This window comes from Legionella pneumophila subsp. fraseri (assembly GCF_000586315.1).
GTDB classification, from domain to species: Bacteria; Pseudomonadota; Gammaproteobacteria; order Legionellales; family Legionellaceae; genus Legionella; species Legionella pneumophila_B.
The window spans coordinates 70,077-87,063 of the sequence record NZ_JFIM01000026.1; the positions used below are offsets into that span (position 1 = coordinate 70,077).

The window sequence follows — 16,987 nt, forward strand, 5'->3', positions numbered from 1 at the left end:
TTTTCATTCAAATGCTTATCCAATTTAGGTAAACTAGTTGTCTTTCTCAAGCGGTGCAGGAAAAAATATTATGAATTATGGATTAACTCATACCCCCTCATTAACCATGAGCGAATGTCTGGTGTTAGGCGTTTTTTCAGATTTGGCGCTACCAGATTTTGCAACTGCAATTGATAATGAACAGCAAGGGGTGATTAAAAAACTTTGCCAGAGAATCCCTGAACCAGGAAATACTGTATGGCAAACTGATGTTGAAGGACATAGCCTATTAATCATTCAGTGTGGCAAAAAGGAAGAGTTTAGCGCTAATTCACTCCAAAAACGTGTAGGAGAAATTACCGAAGCATTAATTAAACAGCGTTTCTCCTCTGCTACTGTGTGTTTGCCTCGATTAAATCAAGAGTCTGCAGAATGGCAATTAGAGCAAATGATAGTTCAAATCGATAATTTACGATATCAACTTCTTGATTTTAAAACGAAACATGCAAAGAGCCATAAATTAGAGTCAGTCATATTCCACCTGCCTGGAGCTACCGAAAAAAGCCTTGAAATGGCCAAAGCCATTGTTAGCGGAGTTGAATTCTGCCGTGATTTAGCGAATATGCCGGCCAATATTTGTACTCCGACTTATCTTGGCGAGCAAGCCATTTCATTATCCAAACAATTCGACCAGATAAGCTGCCACGTTATGGGGCCCAAAGAAATAAAGGAAATGGGTATGGGCGCATTATTAGCTGTTGCCCAAGGAAGCGACCAACCCCCAAGATTGATAGATATTCATTATCAGGGTGACAAAAACTCAGCACCAATCATTCTTGTAGGGAAAGGCATTACTTTTGACTCAGGAGGCTTATCTATAAAGCCGGCCAACGCCATGGATGAAATGAAATACGATATGTCTGGCGCTGCCAGTGTGTTAGGAGTTATAAAAGCCTGTGCTTTGCTGAAATTGCCTATTAATCTCATCGGCATTATAGCCAGTGCTGAAAATCTGATTAGCGGCTCCGCTGTAAAATCAGGAGACATTGTGACCACCATGTCAGGACAAACGGTCGAAATCATTAATACCGATGCGGAAGGTCGATTGGTGCTAGCGGATGCCTTGACCTACGCCGAGCGATATCATCCTGATTTTGTGATCGATATTGCTACCTTGACAGGGGCTATAATCGTGGCATTGGGCAATGTAGCCACTGGTTATATGACTAAAGATGAGCAACTTGCCAAATCAATTGAGCTTGCTGCGAATGAAAGCCAGGATAAAGTTTGGCGTATGCCACTGGATGAAGCCTATCAAGATGCGTTGGATAGCCCTTTAGCTGATATGATTAACGCCGGCTTTGATCGTAGCGCAGGAAGTATTACTGCCGCCTGCTTCTTATCACGATTTACCGAAAAATATCGTTGGGCTCATTTGGACATTGCAGGAACAGCCTGGATTTCTGGAAAGAAGCGTAACGCAACAGGGCGCCCTGTTCCTTTATTAACTCAATTATTACGTCATGTCGCCAATTCGCGTTGATTTTTACTTATTAGCCAGCAGTCTCCCAGAGTCTCGCTGGTTGGTTGCTTGTCGCTTAATAGAAAAAGCCTATAGCAAAGGGCATACCATTTTTGTTTTCTGTGACAATCAACAGCAAGCAGAATACCTTGATGAATTGTTGTGGACGTTCAAAGACGACAGTTTTATTCCTCATAATTTGCAAGGTGAAGGGCCGGAGCCTCCGCCCCCTGTACAAATTGGCTATCAAAAGGAGCCCAGAGGCTTTACTGATATCTTGTTGAATTTATCCGCCAATATTCCAATTTTTTATACCCGATTTAAAAGAGTCATTGAATTGGTAAGCAATGTGGAAAATGAGAAAGAAGTGAGTCGATTGCACTATAAAGAATATAGAAACAAAGGCTGTGCATTGCACACACACTCGATTGAATAAATATTTTTCTGCTCGCTGGATTTTTAAGCTTATTGTGTATCCGCTCCCTGATGGTCGCGGCTCTGATTATATAAAGTAAAACAGAGCCGCGACCATCAGGGAGGATAAAGGATAAAGAAGCCCGGAGAATCAGCAGTTACATTTTAACCTGGTGATTTTGAATAAGACCACAGCACATCACAATCCTTTTTTTGGGCGGCTTGCAATAAATGAGTTAATGGAATTGCTCGTTTAGCCAAACTGATATCAGGCTCACTATCCTCATCGTCTTCTAATGGTTTATTTTGGCTTTTTATTTTTTCCAGCCCTTGTTGCAAATGACTTAAAGCATCCGGTACATTCTCTGATTTAATAGCGCCGGGGATAGTGCCGCCATGTCCCATTAACAGCAATAATTGTTTTGCCACATTGTCAAAATAAGTAATGCTTTCATAGGCATCACAACTAAAAGTCACAAACATAACTAACTCCTAAGGAAAAATTCTATCCATAAACCTGCAATAAATACTCGGCAACCGCACGTAATCCCATTGCTTCGCCACCTTCGGGCTTTCCTGGCTTACTTACAGTATTCCAGGCCATGATATCAAAATGAACCCATGGTATTGATTTTGTCACAAATCGTTGCAGAAATAAGCCGGCAGTAATAGCCCCGGCATAGGACGAAGAACTGGAATTGCTCATGTCCGCAATATTAGAATTCAACAACTCTTCATAAGGTGAAAATAAAGGCAGGCGCCAGACAGGATCTGATACTTTATTGGATGCTTCTATTATACCTTGGGCTAGTTGATCATGATTGGAAAACATAGCGGCGATTTCAGTGCCTACTGCGACACGGGCGGCGCCTGTTAAAGTGGCAAAGTCAATGATTAAATCCGGCTTTTCTTCACAGGCCTTAACCAAAGCATCTGCCAGAATCAATCGGCCCTCTGCATCGGTATTTTCTATTTCTACGGTTAATCCATTACGCATGGTTAAAACATCTCCTGGCCTAAAGGCATTCGGACCAATCGCGTTTTCAACAGCGGGGATTAATACCTGTAATCGAATCGGCAAACGCCGAACCATTATCCACTGTGCCAAACCTATAGCGTGCGCGGCACCACCCATGTCTTTTTTCATCAAACGCATGCCTGATGAAGGTTTGATATCAAGCCCGCCACTATCAAAACAAACTCCCTTTCCAATCAAAGTCACCCGTGGATGTTTCTCATTTCCCCAGTGTAAAGATAATAAGCGAGGCGCTAAAGCAGAAGCCCTTCCAACCGCATGAATGGCAGGAAAATTATCCTTTATCAACTCCTCTCCGATCCATTGTTTAAATTGAGCCTTGTGGGTTTTAGCCAATTCTTCGACAACATGAGCTAGCGATTCTGGCCCCATGTCACAAGTTGGAGTGTTAATGAGGTCCCGAACTAGAAATAAAGAATTAGCCAAGGATAAAATATAATCCATTTCATTTGCCTCAATAATTAAAACTCGAGGCTGTAATTCGTATTTTTTATACTCATCAAAGCGATATTGTGCCAGGGCCCAAGCTACGCCAGCCTCACGGCTTAACACATCTTGCAATTGATAGTTCCCCGGAGGCAATAAAAGTGCGGCATTGGCCAAAGCGCCTTCCTGATTACCAGTTCCTGAACCAATAAAGGCTTTTTCAATCACACCATCCGCATTGGGAATAAAACAATAATCGCCCAATTTACCTTTAAATTGGCGCACAGAAAAACAATTGCGTTCCATTGGGGTTAGATTCTCAATTCCTTCTTCCCATTGTGATTGAGAAATGAGACAGACAGGAACCACTCTATCCCCACAGTGTTTATAAAATATTTCAGCTTGCATCATGTTTAATCCTTTATCTGGCCACGAAAGTGGTTAGGTCTAACCCCCATTATACCTAAAACTAATAAATAGATGACCACCGTGACGAACACATGAGTTAATAACAAGCTCAAGCGTATCAAAGGAGAGAAACCAAGCCAGTAAGTCGCTGTTCCACTCATAAAATATAAATAAACTCCAATGGCAAAATTGGCGATCAATAACTGCATACTGTATTTCAGCCATCCGGGAGATGGTTTGAACAATCCCCTTTTAATCAAGAGAAACAACAAAATAGCACAATTCACATAACCAGCTAATGCAGAAGCCAAAGTCAAGCCAGCATGAGCGAAGTGCCAAACAAATACAAAACATAAAAGAGTATTAACTACCATGGCTATGGCACCCACTTTTACAGGGGTGCTGATGTCCTGGCGGGCATAAAAACCGGAAGCCAACACTTTAACCACCATGAAGGCAGGAACTCCCATGGCAAGAGTAATCAGGCTTTTTTGAGTTTGCAGCAAATCATAAGCTGTAAATTTGCCATAAGCAAAACAACTGGCAATTAAAGGCAAGGCAAAAAAGGACAATCCCAAACCGGCTGGAATTCCTATCAATAATATTGAACGCAGCCCCCAATCCAAAGCACGAGAATATTGATTAATATTTTGTTCTGTGTGTTTTCTGGAAAGGTGGGGCAAGATAACCGTCGCAATGGCGACCCCAAAAACTCCCAAAGGAAAATCAGTTAGTCTGTCTGTATAGTATAACCAAGACACACTCCCTACTTTTAGAAAAGAAGCAAAAATACTATCTACCATCAAGTTAAGTTGCGCAATTGAAACACCGAATAAGGCCGGGATCATTAACTTAAGTACTTTATTAACTCCTGGATCATCCCGAACGACTCTTGGTCTGATAAGCAAACGTCGTTGATACAAAAATGGCAATTGAAAAACCAATTGCACGATACCCGCAATCAGCACCCCCCATGCCAAACCAACAACAGGTTGTGGTAAATTAGGGCACAAATACATGGCAGCAAGTATCATACTGATATTAAGTAAAACAGGAGTAAAGGCTGGAATCCCAAAATAACCATAGGTATTCAAAATTGCCCCTGCCATCGCTGTTAGGGAAATAAGCATTAAATAGGGGAAAGTGATACGCAGCATCTGAGTTGCCAATTCAGCCCGGACGCTATCATGATGGAAACCTGGCGCAAACAAAAAAATAATAACAGGTGAAGCGACAATCCCCACGACAGTGACCAGAGTTAATATGGAACTCAAATAACCTGAAATCCGGGCGATGAAAATACGGACGTCTTCAGAAGAACGTGTTTTTTGATATTCAGCCAATACCGGCACAAAAGCTTGAGAAAAAGCGCCTTCCGCAAAAAGGCGTCGCATAAAATTAGGTATCCTGAAAGCAACAAAAAAAGCATCCATGCCAGCTTGCGCACCAAAAAAATTGGCAAGAACCATATCGCGTGCAAACCCTACTATTCTTGAAATAAATGTCATTAATGAAACGAGGGAAGTGGATCGTATCAAGCTTTGTTTTTTAGGTACCATAATATCCGTTGTCAGCATGATGTTTTAATTAAATAGATAAAAATTTTCTTTATGATATACTTAAACGCACGTGAGTTCGATATAAAAAACATGGAAATACCTCTTGAGATCTGGTTAAGCAAACATTATCCAGTAAAGCACGACACATTGACGGACAAGATCCACTCCAAATTAAGTCGCGTTTGGTATCAAATGAGTAAATGAATCACATGACATATTGGCTTTACAAGATTTATGCTGATGATAAGTGGTTTCAGCATCAACCTTCGCCAAAAAAACACATAAACGCAAAAGGTTCAAAGAAGGTCTATTGACAAATTCTAACTCATTGTGCAAGATCCATATCTTTTGCAACATCTGATTGAGTGGAGATTTTTAAGTGGCAAATATCAAATCAGCGATTAAGCGTGCACGTCAAAACGTCAAATTGCGTCAACATAACGCCAGCGCGCGTTCTATGTACCGCACCTACATTAAAAACGTGCTGAAAGCCGTAGAGTCTGGAGATCAAGAAGCTGCTCGTGCTGCTTATACCAAAGCACAACCAGTGATAGACAAAGCCGCTAACAAAGGCTTAATTCATAAAAACAAAGCAGCACGTATTAAAGGGCGCCTCGTTGCACGCCTCAAGGCTATGGCTGCATAATATAGAGTTTCCGTCGCTCTAAGTTCGAAACAACCGAACCGGTATTTACGGTTCGGTTCCTTAGCTTAACCCATTGGAATAATTAGTTGCCTCGATCGTGGGCTGTTCATGCTCTATTACCCTGGAATCATGCTCCTGATTTCCTCTGACAAAAGTTGAGTAAAAATAACTTCTGCCCATAGCAGCGGCTATACCCTGGAAAAACCCTAACATGCTTAATGGTTGAGCAGGGAACAGCAATGCGGCTAATTTTCTTTGAGACTGCATATGTACCACTATATCCAATTCTGAGGACATCGCTTGCACGTTTTCTCTGACTATTTTTTGTTCATTTTCTGCTTTTTCCATTTTTTCTTGCAATTCCTTTTCCAAAAGAACAAAAGGTGCTGTCATCAAATTAGCAAATCGCTCTGTTATTGATTTTAAATGAGGGCGTTTCACTTCGATACTATCGACTGTTGGATTGGTAAATCCATTTTTAGTAAGCAACAAACTGGCTACCTCATTAAGCATGTTATGCCAAGGTAAGGGAGACAGTAAAAATCTGGTTAGCCAATATCTGTCGTCTTTTACAGAAGAAAAAGTATCAGTCAGGCATTCAACAAAGAAACTTAATGATTCATTAAAATACATTATCCGAGCATCTAATTGCTCTTTATAGATTGCTAAAGACTCATGACAAAAATCGGATGCCCATTTATATTGTTTTTCTGCTGTCTGTAAGCGTTCGGAATAGTACGCCACTGTTTCACGGCCCTTTTCGACATCGCGCCATTCCTTATTGATACTCCGAGCCATGCGATAAGCCAAATTTAAGCCATTAAAATGCACATTGGTTTGGACTTCAAAAGTTAATTCCTCCAATGTATGCAATTGTTCCATTAACGTAGTGAGTTGGCATAATCTCTTGAGTACTTCACTCTTTTTTGCTGAGTGGCATACATAAATCACTCTGGGTATCGATCTTGGGTTGAATTGTTCGGGGTGATTTTCTGAGTGTATCAAAGACGAGGATTGCTCCAAGCTCTCCTGTTGGACGTCATCTTCCGATTGATTGACCAATGTTGCATTGCGAATCAAGGGAAAACCTGTCGCTTTTAATCGCTCCTGCATTTCTTCTTTTGTCGAAGCTTGAAATGCATCAAGCCAATTGGCCTTATCTTTTGAATTAATTGCTTCCTTTTGAGTTTCCAGCCAATTTTTGGCTAAAACATACAATCTCTTTTTAGCCAATTGAATTTGGCTTTGTAAATCATTTATGGTTAAAAACATCCTTTTATGCTCACTTGTTTGCTTGAGTGCCCTTAATCTATCACTCTAAAATACATACTTCAATCAAAAAAGCGTATTAATAATCGGGTGTTTTAAAACAAATCGCTTATCTAATTTTCACAGGACCTGTATATTGATTTCTAAAGAGGGTTGGGCTTTAGCAATCACTTAGCACCAACCCATACTGGAATCTATTCTACCACCTCTACGTTGCCGAAAGGTGTGGCGTTAAAGGAATCTTCCCCTCATAGTCCTCTGACTCGACATGATCCTCACAATAGGTGCGCCCGATAATTTTACAAAGATTAATTTTATCCTTTCTGGATAAATAAGAGGCTACTGCTTCCACCATATTTTCAAATCTGTTGTCACCAGTTTCCTCGTAAGGAAGGGTATTTTGATTTTCGATTGAGACATCATCGTCAATTTGATAATTATCCACAATGGCCATATAAATGGTGTTAAATAACGATTTTGCCTTTTTAATTTTGTCTTGTAATGTTCTTTCCTCTGCGTTTCTTGGGGCTGAAAATAGAGAAAGCGCCCAGCCATACCACCCTCCAGTTTTAGGCTCTTCTCGTTTAGGCTCAATAATAGAAAAAGCTTTATAACATTCAACTACCTTGTTGATTAATTCATCTTTATAAAGCCGATACTTTCCAGGAACATTGCTATTGATTAATAACCACTCCAGACGTTGCAATTTTCTGACAATTGCTTTCACTTCCTCACAATACTCCTCATCCATTTGAAATAACTTAATTGTCTCTTCAGATAACGCTTCAAGTTCTTGTGGAGGAACTGTCCAATATAACTTTACCCCAGGATCCTTTAAATCACGATAGTGCACCACATCTCCAGAAGATTTCCTATGCTCTCGCAAAGGGCCCGTGCTATGTAAAAAAATGGGCTCCATTGGCCCACTGCGTCTAGGCACTGTGGGATGCTCACCATATTCTGTGAGGCGTTCAATTTGCTCCTTGGATAATACATAAGACAACAATGATAAAGCTTGTGTTTTACAATTTTGGGAAAGAGCCAAACTAGGTCCAAACAATCCCCAAGACAAACGCAGCTCAAAAGGTTTTAAGCGAGCTTCTCGCCCTTGTTGTTCCGCTTTAATCTTTTCAGTCGCATAAATGAGTCTTGAAAATTGTTCGTGAGGATAAATTCTGGTTTTCTCAGGTGGTTTCCCCTTAATACCTTGCGTCTCGACAAACTCATTTATCGCTGTTTCCTGATCAGCAACCATCTGCAAACATTTTCTTTGTAATAACTCAAAATCGTCTTTGGTTAACTCAAAGGTAACCCCGCGCAAACCACATCCCTGATCGAGAAACCTGAGCTCTTCATGCCGCAACATCCCATGATTGCCAATCAAATCCACGTCCAGGCCCATTTTTATTTTCAATTGATTTAGCAAGGAACTATTGCGATTGGTTGTCGGCAATCCATAAAATCCCCAATTATCAACAACTTCTAGCAATTTACTGGTTTCATCCATTTTTGAAAGCAAGATACAACTGTGCCACAATGGATTACTCCCTACTTCCTGATCGGTAGTACAAAAAGTAACAACATATTTCATATCAACATCCTTAACGATTTTTTCTAAAATTATTTGACCTTGATTAAATTAAAAATTTAAACCCCTGAAATATTATTTTTAAAATTACAATAAGGCATAGCTACACTTTCGTAAATAGCCAAGGTAAGCGCAAGCCTTACAGTTTTTTAATATAATTGAAGCAACAAATGTAGACTGGGCCTTGTGGCCCAGAAGAATCAGATACTTGATTAGCAAGATTGAAACATGATCTGTTAAATAGCTCAAAGAGCCGAGCAATGACTTTAACCCAAGTTATTAATTAATTTGGCTTGATTCAATTGCTCATATGCTCGCTTTGCGGGTATAAAATTGGGATATTGCGTCACCAAACGTTGCAAGATCATTCTGGACAAAACTTCTTCCCCATGATTCCACTCATTCAATGCATCAAAATAAATCATATCGGCACTTTGGCCATCAAACTTGGGAACATTATTAAATAACACAGGTTCGACATAACTTACTTTATCCTGGGTTTGTGCCTCTAATCTTTGTAATATTCTACGAGCTTGTAAACTACCGTTTTCGCTCGCTTGCTGTAATAACTCACGACCTTTTTCGGGTAGTCGCTCGCCTGCCGTTCCTTCAATATAATAAGTACCCAATTGATACTGAGCATAAGCATTTTGCTTTTGTGCCAATTTTTGATAAATACTCGCTGATCTTTTATGATCCTTTTCGACACCAAGACCATAATGATACATCCTTGCCAAAGCCAGCATTGCCTTTTCGTTACCTTTATCAGATGCTTCCTGGTAATATCTTAAAGCATCTGGAAAATCCAATTTTACACCAACACCGGTTTCTGATAATAAACCGAGGGCATACAAAGCGTTCCCATTGCCTAAGCTTGCAGCCTTTTTATACCAGACCAACGCCTGTTGTTCGTTTCTCGGTTGCCCCAAACCATAAAAATACATCCCAGCCAATTGACTCATTGCTTCAGGAGCACCTTTTTCTGATGCATCTTTAAACAAAGCTAATGCCTTGGCGTAATTGACGGAAACGCCTTTGCCATACTCATACATCAAAGCCAGATTATAAGCACCTAACACATCTCCTTTTGCCGCAGCATTTTTATATGCTTTGAGCGCTTGGGCGTAATTATCATCGACAGTTTCATAAATAAATCCTAATGCTACATCGGCTTTAGATAAATGTTTCGCTGCTTTTTGATACCAATGTTTGGCCAAATTATAATCAGGCTCTCCTGTTTCACCTAGTTGATAAAATTGACCTAACAAGTATTGTGCTTCAGGATTGCCTTGTTCTGCCGAAGCAGTGTACCAATGTTGCGCGCCAGCAAGATCTGGTGCGGCCCCTAGCCCTTTTTGGAGCATATAAGCCAATTTTAATTGCGCATATTGATCACCCTTATCAGCTAAACCTTTATAAATTTCCTTAGCTTGATTCATTTGTTCAGGATCACTGCTTTGAGATAAATAATAATCTGCCAATACTATCCCGGCATGGCTATTCCCTAATTTATAGGATTCAATTAAATTGGGTAAAAAATCTTCCCCGGATTGTTGCTTGAGTACCGCCAAATTGAAGTCAGCGTAGGAAAATTGGGAACCTGCTGATTGCTTCAGCAAATCCAATCCTTTTTCCTTATCCTGAGGGACCCCTTTTCCTTCAGTGATGTAGGTACCCAATATAAACTGACTTACGGGGTTTTGTCCGGCTTGTTGATACCAATACATGGCTTTGGCCGGATCAGCCGTTATTCCTATACCACGGTCATAGAGCATTCCCAGTAAAAGAGCGGCTTTTTCATTACCTGTTTCAGCTTGCTCTTCGGCTACTTTAAATGCTTGTTCCTGTTTTTGCTTGTTATCATCCATCGCATTATAAAATGCCAAGGGCAATAAGGCCGCGGCAACTTTATTCTTCACAGCGCCTTGATATAATTTCCTTATTAATGCAATTTTTTGTTTTCTGACATCCACACTTAAACCATTGTTGTAGTCCCTTGCCAAATATTCTGCCAATTCATATTCAGCCGGGCCATAATCATTAGCCGCTGAAAGATAGAGCATGGCCATGGCTTGTTCATCATTCGCTTTAATGTACTCTTTTCCATCAGGCCCGACTATTCCCTGGCGCAATATTCTGGCCAATACATATTGTGCCCTTTTATTCCCTTTGAATGCGGAATCAGTTAGCCAATTTAATGCTTGTTGGTAATCATTTTCGTCTTTACCTCGCTTAAGATAAAGTATTCCCAAATTATATTCAGCACCCAAGTGTTTTTGTTCTGCCGCATTTTCATAAAAAATAATGGCAGAAGCATCATCTTGCATCAAACCAATACCATATTGAAACAATTGACCAATTTCAAATTGAGTTTGGGCATTTCCAAGTATTGCTCTGAAATACAAATAATTAACCACAGACATATAATTGACGGTTCGCCGCCAATCTCCTGTCCAAATATCCATTAAATCAAAACTTCCCTCTTCATTATTATCATCATAATTCGCATCGATATAAGGAACCGGCAAGTTGAGCTTTTGTATAACAGGACTATTGGCTCTCTCCAAAGCTTCTATGAATGGATTAAGCCTGTAAGTTGGATAGGCCCATTGATTTGATTGAAACTCCACTTGTTTACTGATTAAAGCGTCATAGTAACTGCTTATAGGAATACTATTAGGCTGAGTCAACTCAAATTGTGGTTTGAAAATATCCTGACGAGAGATGGTTTCAAGCTTAGGTGCTTGATTATAGCTATTATTTCTCAAGGCCGACGGATTATTCCATGGACTGAATATACCATTCATCTGGTAAGCTGTCTCTTCCAATTTATCCGTTCTGTCATTACTTAGCCATAATGCAGCTTGGGCAAGAACAGGAGGCTCTGCATTTTTCTTCTCATTTTCTGCTGCTTTAAGAGTCCATTGTTTAGACAATTCCTCATCAGCCGTTACGCCTATCCCTTTTTGATATAAATTGGCCAATTCTTTTTGGGCTTGAACAGAACCATTCTGGGCTGCTTTTAGTACCAATAAAAAACCTGTTTTTGGATCATAAACTGGACTTTTATCTTGTAAATAAATATGGGCTAACTCAAGAGTAGCTTCTGTACTCTGTTTCGCAGCCTTATTAAGCCATTGAATCGCCTCATCATATTGATTTTGCATTAAGGCCAATTTACCCAACTCAAGCATGGCTGGAGCATATTGTTCTGAGGCTGCTTTATTTAATAATTCGACGCCCTTGGCAGTATCCTTGGCAACCATTTGTCCGGCCACATACAATCTGCCCAATTCTGTTAAAGCTTTTGGATCTCCATTTTCTGCCGCTTTATTCAGCCAAATGATCCCTAATTTTTTATTACCTGCATGCTTACTCTCTAAAAAATACTCTGCTAAGGTGTATTGAGCAATCGCATTACCATTTTTTGCTGCATCAATATAATAACGTCTCGCAATATCTGTATTTTTCTTGACGCCAACCCCATATAAATAAGCTGCCGCCATAAACATTTGTGCGTTCACATCTCCCACCGCGGCTGCTTGCTTAAACCAACGGACAGCCTCTTCCGGATTTTTTTCATGAAGCAAACTGTATCTGGCCATGAGCAGGACTGCAGGTAAATAACCTTTTTCCGCTGATTTGGTGAAGTAGCGCATCGCAACACGATTGTTTTTTAACTGACCATATCCATAGAGATACAGTCGTCCTAAATAGTATTCGGCAACAGCATCCTGACCTGATTTACTGATTAGGGGCTCGGCGGCTTCATTATAATTGCCTAATCTGTAAGCATTGAATGCATCATCGGCAAAAACCTGTTGGCTTGCAGATGCGACTAACACACACACCCATGGTACTAGTGATTTCATGAAGATTCCCCTCTTTTCATGGCCATTTATACACCGGGTATAATGCCATAATGCACCACTTGACTAACTGCCCCATTTCTCGTATTGCTGTCTACTATCCAAAAATTACCTTTATTATTCAAACCAAATTTGACATTAACATATTCGCATACTTTAATCACATCAGCACAATCCAGTATTTTTCCATAGGACTTTTTGCCATCACCCAAGGTACAGATAAATTTCACTTCCTTTTCACCTGTGGCCAAAACAGCCCAGGAATTCCCTCTGATAGAATGATTTAACCAATAGGAATATAAACTTTCCTTATCATGCATTTGATATAAACTCACAGTTTCTGGCAATGTATTATAAATAAAATACATGGATTGCAAGGCCCCTTCCTTCCCCGGAAGAAGAGTCAATACCTTTAAATTTTGCTGATAGCCAACAGCAGTACAACCTAGTGGAAATTTCCCGTTATCCTTTTTCTCCGCCTTCTCTTCGGCACTTGTCGCTTTATAAGATTTGGCTGCATGTACCGATGTATTTAACGCTCCAGTTACAGTTAGTAGAATTACAACGATTGCAATTATTGAGCTTCGACTTTTTTGGTTCATTTTTTCTTCTCACTGTCATTTAAAGGACGTACAATCACCTTAGTCCCCATAAAATTGTTACGCTCACTGGACAACTCTACAAAATTTTCGTTTAACCACTTGGCATCCTGGATAAACATACGTACACAGCCATGGCTAGCTCTTACCCCCGGGATATCATCAGAACCATGTAAAGCAAACCCTTTATGAAAATACATACAGTAAGGCATTTTGGCGCCGCCTCTGCCTATAGGAAAAACATCTGAAGTACAACGAACATTTTCCTTGCTGAATACGCGGAAAATCCCTGTCAAAGTACGACAGACTTTATTGGAATCAGAGCATTTATCACTTCCAGAAGAAATAGGCCCCCACCATACTAAATTGCCCTGAGCATCATAGGCGCCCCAAGCCAGTTTCTCTTGATCTACGATAATTTGTTTTTCATTTTCACTCTGGATTTTAAGTGGGAAAGGAGATACATCAAAAATATTGATATTGGCTAAATTCTTTGGTATAGCGATTTCTCTGCCTGACCAAAGGTAGTTATAAGTACGATTGACTCTTTGAACAATGTCTCTTTGGACAGGATCAGGGAATAATTTTTCCCAACTTTGTCCCCCGGTTACCTTAATACATTCATATTGAGGATAAGCACATAATGCCGTTCCATAAAAATGCCCAGCGTTAAGTACAGTCACCATTGACATCATGAACGTTGTTAATAGTATTTTTTTCATGGTGCCGCCCCCTTATGCCTGATTTTTATAATTTTATGCAAAATTTGTGCTAAAAATGAAATGCCACTCTTTTTATCTTTTTTCGGTTATTTTTAATTTAAGTTTAGACCCATACAAAAAAAAATTGAAATTATTGCTATATTTAAATTAGCATTGACTGGGTTGAACACTCATGAGTCCTTTAAAAAGTAAAATTAAAACAAAGTCTTTCAACAAATTAACAAAAACTCAAGACATTACCAACACGATTGAAAGATTATTTACAAACTCTCAAGACAGCATCATTGTTTTTAATCAACAAGGCAAAATTATTGCTATTAATGAAAAAGCTGCTGCTTTATTTAAAAAAAGCCCTGACAAACTAATTGACAAACCGATTTGGAAACTATTTAAGTTAAATAGCTTCGCCATTAAGAGGCAATTTATTCAAGCAAAGAGGTGTTTTCTTTTAGCCAATGAAGGGATAGCCCAGCAATTCACTTGGCTTGAAAGCAAAGCACAAAAACCAGTACTTGCATACCATATTCTGTTCAATAAAACAGAAATAGAAGACACATCAATCATTTTTACCAAACTTACCGATATTCTAAAATCGAAAACCCTAGAATGGATTTTATGGTCTTTAACTAAAATAAGTAACCACCAGGAAGTCAATGAAATTATTGATCAAATTCTACAATTAATCAGTGATGTTTTTGCAGCGGATTATACTTCTGTATCTTTCGTAAATAATCAACAAATTGCCAGGACAATAAGCTATTATAAATTTGGTAAGAAAGAAGAAAACATTAGTTTTTCTTTAATCGATACACCTTGTGCTGAAGTAATTCGGAAAAAAACTATTTGTTATTTTAATGACGTTCAAAAACAATTCCCGAATGATAAATTATTAAAAAAAATGAAGATTAATAGCTATCTTGCAGGCCCTATTACAAACCCGCAAGATGAGGTGATTGGCATTATGACTATCCTGAGCAAGAGCAAAATCGAGTTTGACACACTAAATAATACCCTGTTTGGTTTATTTTTAAGCCGAATTAATTCGGAGATTGAAAGACTGATAAATCTTAGAAAATTAGAGTTTTTGGCGAGTATACCCCAGCAAAACCCCAATCCAATCATAAGAATCCTTCTCAATGGGGATGTCGTATTTACTAACGATGAAGGGAAAATCATTTTAAACTACTGGATAAAATTATTTAAGGGACTTCCAGTAGAGTTACTAAAAGAAGCACAAAGAATTCAGAAATCCAATCAAAGCACAAGAATTGAAATGGAAATTGAGGATAAAATCTACTTATTCACACTTGTCTGGATTGACGAATTTAAACAAATCAATATTTACGGGACTGATATAACCCAGCTCAAGAATACGCAAAACGCTATGTTAAATCTAACCCGCAGAGATACTTTAACTCAAATCGCAAATCGACAATATTTTGAAGAAAAACTAATTGAAAAAATATATGAGCATCATCTGAAAGAAAAAAGCCTGGCATTATTATTAATCGATTTGGATAACTTTAAAATTGTTAATGATACATTAGGGCATCCCACAGGTGACAAACTATTGATGGCTGTTACCAATAGAATGACCCGATGTCTAAGAGCAAATGATTTTATTGCCCGCCTTGGAGGAGATGAGTTCATCGTCCTTCTTGACCAATGCAATACGGATACCGCAGTTAAGGTTGCGGAAAAGATTATTAACGTGCTCGGCAAACCTTTTCAATTTGATGAATATCATATGACAATCACAGCCAGTATTGGCATTGCCATCTATCCTGAAACAAGTGAAATAGCCAGCGACTTACTAAAGTATGCCGATATTGCAATGTACCAATCCAAAAAAACAGGTAAAAACAAGTACGCTGTGTTTTCAAAAAACTTACACTATAAGGAAAATCAAAGAAATGAAATTCTCAAAAAAGAAATAGAGTTAGCAGCATTAAAAAGAGAGCTCTATATAGATTACCAACCCCAAATAGATTTATCCAATAACACAATCATTGGAATTGAGGCCTTATTACGCTGGTCACACCCCACTCTGGGTTTAATATTACCTACTGAGTTTATTCCTATAGCGGAGCAAACAGGGTGCATACATACCATCAGTCAATGGTTCATAGAGCAAACATTACTTGATTACTCACAGTTTCAGCAATTAAATTCAAACATTAAATTGTCGATAAATGTTTCCCTAAGCCAATTAAATGACGTGAGATTTACTAAAATATTGTGTGATAGTTTATTGTTAAATCATTTAAGCAAGAGCAAAATCATTCTGGATATATCAGAGCGTATGATAGCCCCACACTTTATTCAAATATCAAAAAAATTAAAACAAATACATCATATTGGAATTAATATAAGCTTGGATAATTTTTGCTGCCCACAAATTTCCCTTCCTGAGTTGCTGTCATTACCACTTGATTATCTCAAGGTAGATCAACGATTATTAATAGGCATAGAGGGAAAAGTCAAATTACGTAAATTATTAGCAGGAATAATCAATTTAACCAAAGATCTTAATATTAAAATTATTCAAAAGGGTATTGAAACGGCAGAACAGCATGAAGCGATTAAATCTATAGGATACCAATACGCACAAGGATATTTTTACTGCAAACCTGTTGCTTTAAATGAATTACTGCCACTTATAAAAAAAACTATGCACTAAGTAATTAATAATTCAACCTTATTTTATAGCATCCAACGTAATAATCTTATAAGATTCTAACTGTCTTTTTAACAGATACTTAGATAATTTATCATCATAATTAATTGACCAGGACTTACGATAAACCCCAAGGTCGAGGCAAAAAATGTTTTTAATGAGGGAGTTTAGACAGACTAAATGACCGAATTAAAAACATTTTTTAACAAAGAGATTGGGAGTTTATCGTAAGTGTGTATTCCGGAGCGAAATGATCACCAATTCCGGCGGCAT

At 38.8% G+C, this 16,987-nt stretch carries 12 protein-coding genes; 4 read left to right on the top strand and 8 right to left on the bottom strand.

All coding sequences use genetic code 11. The features are described from left to right. Window positions 1–70: 70 nt before the first annotated feature. Window positions 71–1,522 carry a leucyl aminopeptidase gene (locus tag CC34_RS0107390; RefSeq protein WP_027229088.1) on the top strand — a complete coding sequence of 484 codons (1,452 nt, stop codon included), beginning with the start codon at window positions 71–73 and terminating at the stop codon, window positions 1,520–1,522. Continuing rightward, window positions 1,503–1,937 carry a DNA polymerase III subunit chi gene (locus CC34_RS0107395; protein ID WP_027229087.1) on the top strand — a complete coding sequence of 145 codons (435 nt, stop codon included), beginning with the start codon at window positions 1,503–1,505 and terminating at the stop codon, window positions 1,935–1,937. Before CC34_RS0107390 ends, CC34_RS0107395 begins: the two co-directional genes overlap by 20 nt. A gap of 143 nt (window positions 1,938–2,080) precedes the next feature. Here CC34_RS0107395 and CC34_RS0107400 read toward each other — a convergent pair whose 3' ends face one another. The 3 genes from CC34_RS0107400 to murJ are packed head-to-tail and all read right to left on the bottom strand — an operon-like array spanning window position 2,081 to window position 5,362. After that, a complete protein-coding gene (locus tag CC34_RS0107400) occupies window positions 2,081–2,398 on the bottom strand; it encodes a DUF1840 domain-containing protein (RefSeq protein ID WP_027229086.1) in 318 nt (105 codons plus the stop codon). A 22-nt stretch (window positions 2,399–2,420) separates the two neighbouring features. Further along, entirely contained in the window at window positions 2,421–3,785 is a 1,365-nt protein-coding gene (locus CC34_RS0107405) for a leucyl aminopeptidase family protein (RefSeq protein ID WP_027229085.1), read from the bottom strand. A 5-nt stretch (window positions 3,786–3,790) separates the two neighbouring features. Continuing rightward, window positions 3,791–5,362, bottom strand: coding sequence for a murein biosynthesis integral membrane protein MurJ (gene murJ, locus CC34_RS0107410; protein ID WP_027229084.1), 1,572 nt, complete (start codon window positions 5,360–5,362; stop codon window positions 3,791–3,793). 361 nt (window positions 5,363–5,723) lie between these two features. On the opposite strand from murJ, the gene rpsT reads away from it, so the two are divergent. Beyond that, complete coding sequence (rpsT, locus tag CC34_RS0107415) at window positions 5,724–5,990, top strand: 30S ribosomal protein S20 (RefSeq protein ID WP_010948336.1); 267 nt, start codon at window positions 5,724–5,726, stop codon at window positions 5,988–5,990. Between the two features lie 60 nt (window positions 5,991–6,050). Here rpsT and CC34_RS0107420 read toward each other — a convergent pair whose 3' ends face one another. From CC34_RS0107420 to CC34_RS0107440, 5 genes are all read right to left on the bottom strand, one after another. Further along, window positions 6,051–7,262: a hypothetical protein gene (locus tag CC34_RS0107420; protein ID WP_027229083.1), complete on the bottom strand. Its 1,212-nt coding sequence runs from the start codon at window positions 7,260–7,262 to the stop codon at window positions 6,051–6,053. 205 nt (window positions 7,263–7,467) lie between these two features. Then, window positions 7,468–8,850 (bottom strand): hypothetical protein, encoded by a 1,383-nt coding sequence (locus CC34_RS0107425; RefSeq protein ID WP_027229082.1) that lies wholly within the window; start codon window positions 8,848–8,850, stop codon window positions 7,468–7,470. A 263-nt stretch (window positions 8,851–9,113) separates the two neighbouring features. Further along, window positions 9,114–12,719: an enhanced entry protein EnhC gene (enhC, locus tag CC34_RS0107430; protein ID WP_027229081.1), complete on the bottom strand. Its 3,606-nt coding sequence runs from the start codon at window positions 12,717–12,719 to the stop codon at window positions 9,114–9,116. A 26-nt stretch (window positions 12,720–12,745) separates the two neighbouring features. Beyond that, window positions 12,746–13,318: a hypothetical protein gene (locus tag CC34_RS0107435; RefSeq protein ID WP_027229080.1), complete on the bottom strand. Its 573-nt coding sequence runs from the start codon at window positions 13,316–13,318 to the stop codon at window positions 12,746–12,748. Continuing rightward, the gene (locus CC34_RS0107440) at window positions 13,315–14,037 is read right to left on the bottom strand and encodes a L,D-transpeptidase (protein ID WP_027229079.1); all 723 of its coding nucleotides are present in this window, start codon (window positions 14,035–14,037) and stop codon (window positions 13,315–13,317) included. Before CC34_RS0107440 ends, CC34_RS0107435 begins: the two co-directional genes overlap by 4 nt. Window positions 14,038–14,209: 172 nt before the next feature. Between CC34_RS0107440 and CC34_RS0107445 the strand changes: the two genes are divergently transcribed. Then, window positions 14,210–16,717, top strand: coding sequence for a sensor domain-containing phosphodiesterase (locus tag CC34_RS0107445; protein ID WP_027229078.1), 2,508 nt, complete (start codon window positions 14,210–14,212; stop codon window positions 16,715–16,717). Window positions 16,718–16,987 lie beyond the last annotated feature (270 nt).